At 72.5% G+C, this 12455-nt stretch carries 10 protein-coding genes and 1 pseudogene; 8 read left to right on the top strand and 3 right to left on the bottom strand.

Going from position 1 to position 12455, the window contains the following annotated elements:
- Positions 1-208 precede the first annotated feature (208 nt).
- From ABD371_RS25415 to ABD371_RS25390, 6 genes are all read left to right on the top strand, one after another.
- Positions 209-1561: a hemolysin family protein gene (locus ABD371_RS25415; protein WP_344480804.1), complete on the top strand. Its 1353-nt coding sequence runs from the start codon at positions 209-211 to the stop codon at positions 1559-1561.
- Positions 1558-2571 (top strand): hemolysin family protein, encoded by a 1014-nt coding sequence (locus ABD371_RS25410; RefSeq protein ID WP_344480797.1) that lies wholly within the window; start codon positions 1558-1560, stop codon positions 2569-2571. The genes ABD371_RS25415 and ABD371_RS25410 overlap by 4 nt, the downstream gene beginning before the upstream one ends.
- A gap of 101 nt (positions 2572-2672) precedes the next feature.
- The gene (locus tag ABD371_RS25405) at positions 2673-3476 is read left to right on the top strand and encodes an SGNH/GDSL hydrolase family protein (RefSeq protein ID WP_344480790.1); all 804 of its coding nucleotides are present in this window, start codon (positions 2673-2675) and stop codon (positions 3474-3476) included.
- Between the two features lie 68 nt (positions 3477-3544).
- Complete coding sequence (purB, locus tag ABD371_RS25400) at positions 3545-4978, top strand: adenylosuccinate lyase (RefSeq protein ID WP_344481252.1); 1434 nt, start codon at positions 3545-3547, stop codon at positions 4976-4978.
- Positions 4975-5511 carry a G/U mismatch-specific DNA glycosylase gene (gene mug, locus ABD371_RS25395; RefSeq protein WP_344481249.1) on the top strand — a complete coding sequence of 179 codons (537 nt, stop codon included), beginning with the start codon at positions 4975-4977 and terminating at the stop codon, positions 5509-5511. The genes purB and mug overlap by 4 nt, the downstream gene beginning before the upstream one ends.
- Before the next feature lie 200 nt (positions 5512-5711).
- Positions 5712-6869 (top strand): ROK family transcriptional regulator, encoded by a 1158-nt coding sequence (locus ABD371_RS25390; protein WP_344480783.1) that lies wholly within the window; start codon positions 5712-5714, stop codon positions 6867-6869.
- Positions 6870-7007: 138 nt separating this feature from the next.
- On the opposite strand, the gene ABD371_RS25385 is transcribed toward ABD371_RS25390, so the two are convergent.
- A complete protein-coding gene (locus ABD371_RS25385; protein WP_190126136.1) occupies positions 7008-7772 on the bottom strand; it encodes a GntR family transcriptional regulator in 765 nt (254 codons plus the stop codon).
- Positions 7773-8038: 266 nt separating this feature from the next.
- Positions 8039-8923, bottom strand: coding sequence for an RNA polymerase sigma factor SigJ (gene sigJ / locus ABD371_RS25380; RefSeq protein ID WP_344480775.1), 885 nt, complete (start codon positions 8921-8923; stop codon positions 8039-8041).
- 192 nt (positions 8924-9115) lie between these two features.
- Here sigJ and ABD371_RS25375 point away from each other — a divergent pair, with 192 nt between their 5' ends.
- Complete coding sequence (locus ABD371_RS25375; RefSeq protein ID WP_344480770.1) at positions 9116-9961, top strand: alpha/beta fold hydrolase; 846 nt, start codon at positions 9116-9118, stop codon at positions 9959-9961.
- Between the two features lie 90 nt (positions 9962-10051).
- Here ABD371_RS25375 and ABD371_RS25370 read toward each other — a convergent pair.
- Positions 10052-10603, bottom strand: a pseudogene (locus ABD371_RS25370) (EamA family transporter); the annotation flags it as partial.
- A gap of 308 nt (positions 10604-10911) precedes the next feature.
- Between ABD371_RS25370 and pdxR the strand changes: the two are divergent.
- Positions 10912-12381 carry a MocR-like pyridoxine biosynthesis transcription factor PdxR gene (gene pdxR, locus ABD371_RS25365; protein WP_344480767.1) on the top strand — a complete coding sequence of 490 codons (1470 nt, stop codon included), beginning with the start codon at positions 10912-10914 and terminating at the stop codon, positions 12379-12381.
- Positions 12382-12455: the final 74 nt, after the last annotated feature.

Raw genomic sequence — 12455 nt, 5'->3', positions numbered from 1 at the left:
GCGGTCCCCCGGCGTGGCTTGCGCGGGCCGCCTTCCGGATAATCTGGAGACAGCCCGTCCCGTCACCGACTTTGCCGGTCCTTTACGATGGGGTGGATCACTACTCTCCATACGAAAGGTGTGAGCGTCCGTCCATGGACGAGCCTCCCAGTAGCAGACATCGAGCACCCCTCCCGTACCCGTCCGGCCGTGGGACGGAGGTGGCCCGATGACCGAAGTGCTCCTTCTGATCGTGGCACTGCTCCTCTCGCTCGCCTGTGGCGTCTTCGTGGCGGCGGAGTTCTCCCTCACCACCGTCGAGCGCTCCGACCTCGAGAGCGCCGTCGCGCGCGGCGAGCGCGGGGCGGCGAGCGCCCTCAAGGCCGTGCGCGGGCTGACCTTCCAGCTCTCCGGCGCGCAGCTGGGCATCACCGTGACCAATCTGGTCGTCGGCATGCTCTCCGAGCCCTCGATCTCCAAGCTCATCCGCGGTCCGCTGGAGGGCCTCGGGCTCTCCTCCTCGGTGACCTCCTCGGTCGCCCTGGTGCTCGGCACCGCCTTCTCCACGGTCGTGCTGATGGTCGTCGGCGAGCTGGTCCCCAAGAACTGGGCGATCTCCTCCCCGCTGGCCGTCGCGAAGGTCGTGGCCCCGGCGCAGCGGCTCTTCACCGCCGCGTTCAAACCGCTCATCAGCCATCTCAACAACACCGCCAACCACATCCTGCGCCGGCTCGGCATGGAGCCGACCGAGGAGCTGGCCTCCGCGCGCAGCCCTCAGGAGCTGGTGGCGCTCGCCCGTCACTCGGCGAAGGAGGGCTCGCTGGAGGCGGACACGGCCGAGCTGTTCGTCCGCACTCTGAGCCTGTCCGAGCTGACCGCGGAGAATGTCATGACCCCGCGGGTCCAGGTGACGGCGCTGGAGGTGCAGGCGACGGCCGAGGACGTGGCCAACGCCACCCGGGCGACCGGTCTCTCGCGCTTCCCGGTGTACCGGGGCAGTCTCGACACGGTCGTCGGCATCGCGCACATCAAGGACGTGCTGGCGATCCCGGCGGAGCTTCGGCCGCGCCGGAGCGTCTCCGACGTGCTGCGCGAGCCGCTGCTGGTGCCGGAGACGCTGACCGTGGACCGGTTGCTGGACCGGCTCGGCGGCAGATCCACGATGGCCGTGGTCATCGACGAGTACGGCGGCACGGCCGGAGTGGTGACGATGGAGGACATCGTCGAGGAGGTCGTCGGCGAGGTGCGCGACGAGCACGATCCGCACGAGACCCCCGATCTGGCCCCGGCCGGTGAGGACGCCGACGGCCGCCCGCTGTGGTCGGCCGACGGCGCGGCCCGCACCGACCAGCTGGAGCAGGTCGGCCTGAAGGTGCCGGAGGGTCCGTACGAGACCCTCGCCGGTCTGGTCGCCAACGAGCTGGGGAGGATCCCGGCCGAGGGTGACCGGATCGATCTGGAGGGGTGGCGGCTCGATGTCGTCGACGCCTCCGGGCGGCGGGCCGCGCGGGTGCTGATGCACGCGCCGTCGGGTCCGTCCGACGTGTCCGCCGGTTCGGGTGCCGAGGAGGCCGGACGATGATCGCGATTCAGCTTCTCATCGGTCTGCTGACCCTGGTGGTCAACGCCTTCTTCGTGGGCGCGGAGTTCGCGCTGATCTCCGTGCGCCGCAGCCAGATCGAGCCGGCCGCGGAGGCCGGCAACCGCCGTGCCCGCAGTGTGCTGTGGGGTCTGGAGCATGTGTCGGCGCTGCTGGCGGCGGCTCAGCTGGGCATCACCCTGTGCACCCTGATCCTCGGCATCGTCGCCGAGCCGGCGATCGCGCATCTGCTGGAGCCGGTGTTCCACTCGCTCGGGGTGCCCGACGGCGCGATCCATCCGATCTCGTTCGTCATCGCCCTGTCGCTGGCGACGTATCTGCACATGCTCCTCGGCGAGATGGTGCCGAAGAACATCGCGCTCGCCGAGCCGACGCGCACCGCGCTGCTGCTCGGCCCGCCGCTGGTGGCGGTGGCGCGCGGGCTGCGCCCGGTGATCTTCACGATCAACGCCTTCGCCAACACACTGCTGCGGCTGCTGAAGGTCGACGCCAAGGACGAGGTCTCGGCCACGTTCTCGGACGACGAGCTGGCCCGCATGGTGGCGGACGCGGGTGACGCCGGTCTGCTGGACGACCGTTCGGCCGAGCGGCTGCGCGACGCCCTGGAGCTGGGCCGTCGTCCGGTGCGCGATGTGATCATGCCGGTCGAGCAGGTGGTGTACGCACGGGTCGGGACGACTCCGGAGCAGCTGGAGCTGCTGTCGGCGGAGTCCGGGTTCTCGCGGTTCCCCGTGGCCGACGCGGGCCGGGGCATCCTCGGCTATCTCCATGTGAAGGACGCCCTGGACGCGGCCCCTCGCGACGAACCGTTCCCGGTGGCGGCCATGCGGCCGATCGCCCGGGTGCGCGGGGTGACCCCGCTCGACGATGTGCTGACCGCGATGCGCCGCAGCCGTACCCATCTGGCGGCGGTGCTGGACGACGACGGCGCTCCGGAGGGTCTGGTCACCATGGAGGATGTGCTGCGGGAGCTGGTCGGCAGACGCGACTGATCTTCCACGAGGCTGCGGCCCGGGTCCCCTCCGAGGGGGCCCGGGCCGTTCCGTTTCCGCCCGGCGCACGGTGCGTACCCGGCGGTAGGATCGTCAGCGCCATGGAGACGAGTGCCAATTACACAAGCTTTGTCGCGGTGGGTGACTCCTTCACCGAGGGAATGTCCGATCTGCTGCCCGACGGTTCCTACCGGGGCTGGGCGGATCTCCTCGCGGCCCGGCTCGCCGCCCGTTCGCCGGGTTTCCGGTACGCCAATCTCGCGGTGCGCGGGAAGCTCATCGGCCAGATCGTGGACGAGCAGGTCGCCCCGGCCGCCGCGATGCGGGCCGATCTGGTGACGCTGGTGGGCGGCCTCAACGACGCGCTGCGCCCCTCCTGCGACATGGGCAGGGTGCGGGCGCGGCTGGAGGAGGCCGCGGCGACGCTCGCGCCCTCCTGCCGACAGCTGGTGCTGATGCGCAGCCCGGGGCGCGCGGGGCCGGTGATGGACCGCTTCCGGCCCCGGATGGAGGAGCTGTTCGCCGTGGTGGACGCGGTCGCGGCCCGGCACGGCGCGCTGGTGGTGGATCTGTACGGCTCGGGGGCGCTGGGCGATCCCCGGCTGTGGGACGCGGACCGGCTGCATCTGACGGCGGAGGGCCATCGCCGGGTCGCCGAGGCCGTCTGGCAGACGCTGGGGCTGGCGGCCCGGGACGACTGGCGGACACCGCTGCCGCCGGCCGCCCCGGCGCGGTGGGCGGCCCGGCGGGCCGATGATCTGCGGTTCGCCCGCCGCCATCTGGGGCCCTGGGTGGGGCGGCGGCTGACCGGCCGTTCCTCGGGGGACGGGCTCCCGGCGAAGCGGCCGGAGCTGCTGCCGTACGAGCCGCCGCCGGGTCCGGATCGCCCGGAGCGGCCCTCGTAGCAACGTACAACCGCGACCGGGGCGCTGGCCTGCAGAAAGCGCCAGTAGAATCTGGCCGTGTGACTGCTGTGTCTGCGAAGCCTCGCATCCCCAATGTCCTGGCCGGCCGCTATGCCTCGGTGGAGCTGGCCGCTCTCTGGTCTCCCGAGCAGAAGGTGAGACTGGAGCGCCGGCTCTGGCTCGCGGTTCTGCGCGCGCAGAAGGATCTCGGCATCGAGGTCCCCGAAGCGGCCATCGACGACTACGAACGCGTGCTCGACCAGGTCGATCTGGCCTCGATCGCCGAGCGCGAGAAGATCACCCGGCACGATGTGAAGGCCCGGATCGAGGAGTTCAACGCCCTCGCCGGTCATGAGCAGATCCACAAGGGGATGACCTCCCGCGATCTGACCGAGAATGTGGAGCAGCTCCAGATCCGGCTCTCGCTGGAGCTGGTGCGCGACCGCACGGTGGCGGTGCTGGCCCGGCTCGGGAAGCTGTCCGCCGAGTACGCCGAGCTGGTGATGGCCGGGCGCTCGCACAATGTGGCCGCGCAGGCCACGACGCTCGGGAAGCGCTTCGCGACCGCCGCCGACGAGCTGCTGGTCGCCCATGGGCGGCTGGAGGACCTGCTGGGCCGCTATCCGCTGCGCGGCATCAAGGGCCCGGTGGGCACGGCGCAGGACATGCTGGATCTGCTGGGCGGCGACGGCGCGGCCCTGGCCGAGCTGGAGGGGCGCATCGCCGCCCACCTGGGCTTCGCCGAGGCCTTCACCTCGGTCGGCCAGGTCTATCCGCGCTCGCTCGACTACGACGTGGTCACCGCGCTGGTGCAGCTGGCGGCGGCCCCCTCCTCGATCGCCAAGACGATCCGGCTGATGGCCGGGCACGAGCTGGTCACCGAGGGTTTCAAGCCGGGGCAGGTCGGTTCCTCGGCCATGCCGCACAAGATGAACACGCGCTCCTGCGAGCGGGTGAACGGTCTGATGGTCATTCTGCGCGGCTACGCGTCGATGACGGGCGAGCTGGCCGGCGACCAGTGGAACGAGGGCGATGTGTCCTGTTCGGTGGTACGCCGGGTGGCGCTGCCGGACGCGTTCTTCGCCCTGGACGGGCTGCTGGAGACCTTCCTGACGGTGCTGGACGAGTTCGGCGCCTTCCCCGCCGTGGTCGCCCGCGAACTCGACCGGTATCTGCCGTTCCTCGCCACCACCAAGGTGCTGATGGCCGCGGTGCGGGCCGGGGTGGGCCGCGAGGAGGCGCACGAGGCGATCAAGGAGCACGCGGTGGCCGCCGCGCTGGCGATGCGCGAGCAGGGCGCGGAGCGCAATGAGCTGCTGCCGAAGCTCGCCTCGGACGAGCGCATTCCGCTGGACCGGGAGCAGCTGGACGCCCTGATGGCGGACAAGCTGTCGTTCACCGGGGCGGCGGCCGGCCAGGTCGCGGCAGTGGTCTCCCGTATCGAGGAGATCGTCAAGCGGAACCCGGCGGCGGCCGGCTACACCCCGGGGTCGATCCTCTGACCCCCGAAGAGCTGGAGGCCGCCCGTGATCGCGTCGTCGGTGATGTGGTCGCGGACGGTCTCCAGGTGCTTTTCTGCGGTATCAATCCGGGGCTGCTGTCGGCGGCGACCGGTTTTCACTTCGCGCGCCCGGGCAATCGATTCTGGCCGGTTCTGCACCTCTCGGGCTTCACGCCCCGGCTGCTGACGCCCTCGGAGCAGGGCGAGCTGCCGTCGTACAGGCTGGGCATCACCAATGTGGTGGCACGGGCGACGGCGCGCGCCGACGAGCTGGACGCGGAGGAGCTGCGGGAGGGCGGCCGGCTGCTGCGGGAGAAGGTGGCCGCCCTGGAGCCCCGGTGGCTGGCGGTGGTCGGGGTGACCGCGTACCGCACGGCCTTCGGCGAGCGCGGGGCGCGGATCGGCCCGCAGGAGACGACGGTGGGCGACACCCGGATCTGGGCGCTGCCCAATCCGAGCGGGCTGAACGCGCGCTGGACGGCCGAGTCGATGGCCGAGGAGTTCGCCCGGCTGCGGGCCGCCGCGTCCGCTTGAGCGGGCGGCGGGGGGCGGCGAAAGCGCCGGGGCCGGTTTCGGAAGATGTCGGGAAGGGTCCCGGTAGGGCCGCCGCGCTCCGCCGGGGGGCCGCGGTGGCGCATGCCCCGCTCCGATCGTGCACGTGGCAGGGCCAGCGAGTACGATCCGGCAGACACACACGCCCGAGCTGCACGAGCAAAGGGCTGGAAGGACACATGGTGGGGCGGCTGACCGGCGGGGATCCGTCGCTGCTGCGGCGGATCAACTCCGCGGTGGTACTCCATTCGCTGCGGGGCGCGGGCTCTCCGACGCTCACGGATCTGACCCGGCTGACGGGACTGTCCCGGCCGACGGTCGAGGGCGTCATCGAGGGACTCGTCGAGGCCGGTCTGGTCAGTGAGTCGGTCCCCGAGGAGGGCGAGGCACGCCGTCAGGGACGCCCGGCCCGGCGCTTCCGGTTCCGGGTCGAGGCGGGCCATCTGCTGGGCGTGGAGATAGGTCCGCACCGGGTGGCGGCGCTGGTGTCCGGTCTGGACGGGCGCATCATCGGCGCGGGTTCCCGGGAGGTGTCGGAGACGGCGTCGGCGGACGACCGGCTGGAGCGGGTGCGGCTGGTGATCGCGGACGTGCTGCGTCGGACCGGGGTCTCGCGGACCAATCTGCGGGCGGTCGGGGTCGGCACTCCGGGGATAGTGGAGGCGGACGGGACCGTACGGCTGGGGACGGCGCTGCCGGGCTGGACCGGGCTGCCGCTGGGGCAGCGCCTTCAGCGCTCGTTCCGCTGTCCGGTGCTGGTGGAGAACGACGCCAACGCGGCGGCGGTCGCCGAGCACTGGAAGGGTTCGGCGAAGGGTTCCGACGATGTCGTCTTCGTGCTGGCGGGGCTGAGTCCGGGAGCGGGTTCGCTGATAGGCGGCCGGCTGCACCGGGGGTTCGGCGGTGCGGCCGGGGAGATCGGGGCACTGCATCTGCTGGGGCGCGAGGTGTCCCCGGAGAAGCTGCTGTCGACGACGGACCAGCCGCTGCATCCGCTGGACGAGCAGGCGGTGGCCAATGTCTTCGCACTCGCCAAGCAGGGCGACGTCCGGGCCCAGGCGGCGGTGGAGCGGTTCATCCAGCGGCTGGTCCACGATGTGGCGGCGCTGGTGCTGGCGCTCGATCCGGAGCTGGTGGTGATCGGCGGCTGGGCGGCCGGGCTGGACGGGGTGCTCGATCCCGTACGGGAGGAGCTGTCCCGGTACTGTCTGCGGCCGCCGAGGGTGACGCTCTCGCTGCTGCGGGAGGCGGCTGTCTCGACGGGCGCGCTGCGGCTGGCGCTCGACCATGTCGAGGAGGAGCTGTTCGCGGTGGAGGGTACGGTGACGGCCCGCCGCTGAGAGCCTCGGCTCGGTGCGACGGGCCGTGCGCCGGCGGGTCCGCTCCCTGTCCGGGGGCGCGGCCGGTGAGGGCCGTGCGGGCGGATGCCGTGACGCGTGCGGTGGCGCGGGTGCTCAGGGGACCACGGGCGGAGTTCGTCAGGAAGCGCGACGCTCCTCGCCGTGGTGGCTTATCTGCACATCGCCGGAGTCGCCGAAGGTCAGCCGGCAGGTGTCGGCCCGGTAGGTCGCCATGATGACGGCGGCGGTCCTGCCCCGGGAGAAGTAGCGGGTGGTGACGATCAGTACGGGCGCGCCGGGCAGCCGGTCCAGTTCCCTGGCGTCGTCGGCGCGGGCCGAGCCCAGCTCCACCGCGCGGTCCTGGCCGTCCAGTTCGAGCCGCTGGAGTTCGCGCAGGACGGCGCGGGCCCTGGCGGGCCCCGGGGGCGCGTCTATGGCCGACAGCTCGGGCACCGAGGAGGCCGGGACGTAGAGCTGTTCGGCCGCGACCGGCTGCCCATGGGTGACGCGCAGTCTGCGCAGGGTGTACGTCTCCTCTTCGGCCGCGGTTCCCAGCAGTCGGGCCACCGCGGGAGGCGGTACGGCCCTGGAGCAGTCGAAGGACTGCCAGGCGTCCTGCGCCGAGCCGGGCCACGCGTGCTGGGTGGTGGACACGTCCACTCCCATGCGCGGCGGGGCGACGGTCGTGCCGACGCCGCGCCGGCGTTGCAGCCGTCCTTCGAGTTCGAGTTGTTCCAGTGCCTGGCGCAGGGTCGCTCGGGCGACTCCGAACCTGGCGGCGAGGTCCCGCTCGTTCGGCAGGATCTCCCCCACCGCGAAGTCAGAGTCGAGCGCTTCTCCAATCACCGTCTTGAGGTGCCAGTATTTCGGTTCCGGCACAGATTCCAGCTGCGTGGTCCCCACCCTGATCCTCCGCATTCGCCGTGTCAGCGGCGGCTTTTCCGCGCCCTTGTTTATTAAAGGTTCCTGCACTATCTCAGCCGACCATAGGACGGCGCGGCACCTTGGTCAAGACCAATCCTGCGTTTGTCGCTCTGTGAAGTCGACGGGATTGGACAAGCGTTCACGGGCTGTTAGCACTGTTTGCACCCCAGCTAAACGCGCGCGGCCGACCGTCCATGGATTTTCGGACAAGGGCTCTGACGTGCACGGAAGGGGTGTGCATGGGGTCACATGAAAGTCACCCCGGAGAGTTTGTCTGGATTGCGCATCACGTAGACGCGGCTGACGCGTCCGTCCGCGATCTCCAGCTGAAAAACGGTGTCCGGCTTCCCGCCGGAGAGCAGCAGCAGCGCCGGGGCTCCGTTGATCTCCACGAACCTGCGCCCCTCCTCCGGCAGCCCGCCGTTCGCGACCGCGACGAGGAAACGCCCGACCTTGTCGGCGCCGGAGAGGACCCGCAGCGGCGCCTTGGCCCTGCCGCCGCTGTCGCCGATCAGACGCACGTCGGGCGCGAGCAGGGCCAGCAGGCCCTGGAGGTCGCCGCCGGCCGCGGCGGCCAGGAAGCGCTCGGTCAGTTCACGGCGTTCGGTCGGGTCGACGTCGTAACGGGGTTTGCGTTCCTCCACATGCCGGCGGGCCCGCGCGCCGAGTTGGCGCACGGCCGCCTCGGAGCGCTCCAGGGTGACCGCGATCTCCCCGTAGGGGAATCCGAAGGCCTCCCTCAGGACGAACACGGCCCGCTCCAGCGGGGAGAGCGATTCCAGGACGACGAGGACGGCGAAGGAGACGGATTCGGCGAGAACTGCCCGTTCGGTCACGTCGGGGGTGGTATGCCCGATGTCCGTGATGATGGGCTCGGGCAGCCAGGGGCCGATGTACGACTCGTTCCGGGCGCGGATCTGTCGCAGCCGGTCGATGGCGAGACGGGCGGTGACCCGTACGAGATAGCCCCGGGGCTCCCTGACGTCCGCCCGGTCCTGGGCGGACCAGCGCAGCCAGGCGTCCTGGACGACGTCCTCCGCGTCGGCCGCGCGGCCGAGCATGCGGTAGGCCACAGCGGCCAGTACGGGCCGGTGCTCTTCGAAGACGTCGGTCAGGGTGTCGGTCGCCACCCCTCCATCCCAGCCGACACACGTCTCCGTGTCCAGGCGAACGCGGTGCGTCATATGTCTCCCGGCCGGAAACGACCAGTCGGGGCCGGGACGGCGCATTCCGGCCCTTGAACTGAAAACTACCTGGCGGTAATTGTTACTGACAGGCCGTCTACCAGCTCCGAGCAGGGGCGACACGAGGGAGCAACAGTCATGGTCGCGGACATTTCGTTCTCCGTCGAATCCCCGGAAGGGAATCGGAAGCTGTCCGTCAGCTATGCGCGAGATGGCGTGGGAGAGCCATTGCTGCTGCTCCACGGCATAGGGCACCACTGGCAGGCATGGGAACCCGTGATCCGCGTACTGGCGGCCGAACGCGATGTCATAGCCGTGGATCTGCCCGGTTTCGGTGTGTCCTCGCCGCTGCCCGAAGGAGTGCGGTACGACCTTTCGACCGTGGGTTCGATACTGGGCTCGCTCTGCGCCGCCCTGGGTCTGGAGCGCCCGCATGTCGCGGGCAACTCGCTCGGCGGGCTCCTCGCCCTGGAGCTGGGCCGGGCCGGACTCGCGCGGTCCGTCACCGCGCTGTCGCCCGCCGGCTTCTGGAACGAGCGGGAGCGGGTCTACGCCTACGGCACGCTCAAGGCGCTGCGGGCCGGGGCCCGCTCGATACCGCTGCCGGTGATCGAGGGGCTGTCCCGCTCGGCGGCCGGGCGGGCGGCGCTCACCGGGACGATATACGCCAGGCCCGGCCGCCGCTCATCGGAGTCGGTCGTCGCCGAGACCCTCGCGATGCGCGGGGCCTCCGGTTTCCACCAGACGCTCGCCGCCGGACGCTCCGTCCTCTTCCGCGACGACGTGCCCGATGTGCCGGTCACCATCGCCTGGGGCACCCGGGACCGGGTGCTGATGCGCCGCCAGGGCGTCCGGGCCAAGCGGGCCATCCCCGGGGCGCGGCTCGTCCGGCTGCCCGGCTGCGGACACGTCCCGATGAACGACGACCCCGCGCTCGTCGCCCGGGTGCTGCTCGACGGCAGCTCCGGCCGCTCCGGTCACTGACGGCGGCCGGCCGCCGAAGAAGCCCGAGCCGAGCGCCGCACCCGCTCCCACCAGCGCTCCCCCGGCCGCCTGGGCCACACCGAAGCTCCCCGCGCCCACCAGCGGCGCGGTGAGGGCCGCCGCGACGGGGATCAGCCCGGTGAAGAGGGTGGCGCGCTCCGTGCCGATCCGCTGGATGCCCATGTACCAGGCGACGAAGCCGATGACGGTGACCACGGCGGCCTGCCACAGCAGCGCCCACGCCTCCCCCTGGTCCGGCATCCGGACGAAGCGCGAACCGTCGACGAGCAGCCCCACGAGGGCCGCCTCCACCGCCGCGACACCGCAGACGCAGGCGGTGAGCAGCCTCGGCCCGAGGGGGCGCAGCACCGGCGCGGCCAGCACGGCGAAGCCGACCTCGCCGAGGAGCGCGGCCACCGACCAGAGGACGCCCGCCGCGTCGGCGCGGCCCCAGCCCTGGACGGCGAAGGCCCCGGCGGCGACGAGGAGGGCCCCGTACAGCACCGGCGGGGTGGGCCGGCGGCCGTCGGCCAGCGGTACGAGGACGGCGACGATGACGGGCGCGCAGCCGACGAAGACGCCGGGCACGGCGGGTTCCGCGGTGCGTTCGGCGGCCAGGATCGCCAGGTTGAAGCCGACCATGCCGACGGCGGCGAGCAGGGCGATCCGGCCCCACTGGCGGGCGGTCAGCGCGCGGACCCGGGGGAGCGCCGACGCGCCGCCGAGCAGGGGGAGCAGCAGCAGGAGGGCGAGTGCGTAGCGGACGGCCTGGCCGCCGGCGTACGGGTAGTCGCCGAGCACGCTGTTGGCGGTGAAGGAGGCTCCGACCAGGCAGTAGGCGAAGGAGACGAGGAGGACCCCGGTCAGGGGGCCGGGGTGGGCCGGGTGGCTCGGGCGGTTCATGGGGGTGACGCTAGGGAGCGCGGCGGTCCCCTTTAAGGTCCACTTCCATGATGTCTTCGGGGACCACTTCGGGGCCGTCCGGAGCGGAGCCGTCCGGACCGGGGCCGTCCGGTCCGGCGTGGGAGCTGCTGACGCCGGCCGCCGGGGCTCCCGCGCGGCAGCGGGGGCGGGCGCTCCGCTCGGCGCTGCGGGACGCGGTGCGGTCGGGGCGGCTGGCGGCGGGCACCCGGCTGCCGGCGAGCCGGGAGCTGGCGGCCGATCTGGGCGTCTCGCGGGGGCTGGTGACCGAGGCGTACGAGCAGCTGACGGCCGAGGGGTACCTCCGCAGCGAACGGGGCTCGGGCACCTGGGTCGGCGCGGCGGCGCGCCCGTCCTCCCGGGGGGCGCGGGATCTCGCGCCGCGCCGCGGCCCCGGTCCGGTGGTGGACTTCCGGCCCGGGACTCCCGATCTCTCGCTCTTCCCCCGGGCGGCGTGGGCGGCGGCCCACCGGTCCGCCCTGGCACGGCTGCCGCACCGGGCGCTCGGCTATCCCGATCCCCGCGGCCTGCCCGAGCTGCGGACCTCGCTGGCGGCGCTGCTGACCCGGCGGCGGGGCGCGGTGGCCGATCCGGAGTGCCTGGTGGTGTGTTCGGGGGTGGCGCAGGCGATGACGGTGCTCGGCTCGGTGCTGCGGGGCCGGGGCGCGCGGTCCATCGGCGTGGAGGACCCGGGCAGCCCCGAGCACGGGCCGCTGTTCGACGCCGCCGGGTTGAGCGCCGCCGCGCTGCCGCTGGACGGCGAGGGGCTGGCGATGGAGCCGCTGCGGCGCTCGGGCGTGACGGCGGTGGCGACCACGCCGGCCCATCAGTTCCCCACCGGAATCGCCTACTCCGCGCGGCGCCGTGCCGAACTGCTCGACTGGGCGCGGTCGGTGGACGGCCTGATCGTGGAGGACGACTACGACGGCGACTTCCGCTACGACCGGGCCTCGGTCGGCGCGCTCCAGGGGCTCGACCCGGAGCGGGTCGCCTACACCGGCTCGGTGAGCAAGTCGCTCGCGCCGGGGCTGCGGCTCGGCTGGGTGCTCGTGCCGGAGCGGCTGGTGGACGAGGTGATCGAGCGCAAACGCACCATGGACCTGGGCAATCCCGCCCTGGACCAGGCGCTGCTCGCGGACTTCGTCGACGGCGGCGGCTACGACCGCCAGCTGCGCCGCTGTCAGCGCGCCTACCGGGAGCGGCGCGACGCGCTCGTCCGCGCCCTCGGGGAGCACTTCCCGGGGGCCTCGGTCAGCGGGATCGCGGCGGGGCTGCACCTCATCGCCCGGCTGCCCGGCCGGTACGGTCCCGAGGAGGGCTTTCTGCGCCGCGCGGAGCGGGCGGGGATCGCGGTACGGCCGCTGTCGGCGCACGCTCTGACGCCCGTGCGGGACACGGGGGTACGGCTGGTGCTGGGGTACGCGCATCTCTCGCCGTCCGACATCGTGCGGGGGATCGGGCTGCTGGCCCGGGAGACGGCGCGGCGGGACGGGGACTGACGTTCACTGAGGCGTCGGCCGCGCGCCACCGCGGGATGCGAGGATCGGCTCCGGCGGTCCACCACGCCGACCGT

The organism is Streptomyces amakusaensis (assembly GCF_039532665.1).
GTDB lineage: Bacteria > Actinomycetota > Actinomycetes > Streptomycetales > Streptomycetaceae > Streptomyces > Streptomyces amakusaensis.
Note: the sequence above shows the minus strand (reverse complement) of the source record. Positions and strands in the feature narration are given on the sequence as shown.

Bases quoted from the DNA above. Each gene is read 5' to 3' on its own strand.
- ABD371_RS25405 (WP_344480790.1), top strand. From the start codon at position 2,673: ATGGAGACGAGTGCCAATTACACAAGCTTTGTCGCGGTGGGTGACTCC.
- ABD371_RS25410 (WP_344480797.1), top strand. From the start codon at position 1,558: ATGATCGCGATTCAGCTTCTCATCGGTCTGCTGACCCTGGTGGTCAAC.
- ABD371_RS25375 (WP_344480770.1), top strand. From the start codon at position 9,116: ATGGTCGCGGACATTTCGTTCTCCGTCGAATCCCCGGAAGGGAATCGG.
- ABD371_RS25415 (WP_344480804.1), top strand. From the start codon at position 209: ATGACCGAAGTGCTCCTTCTGATCGTGGCACTGCTCCTCTCGCTCGCC.
- pdxR (WP_344480767.1), top strand. From the start codon at position 10,912: ATGATGTCTTCGGGGACCACTTCGGGGCCGTCCGGAGCGGAGCCGTCC.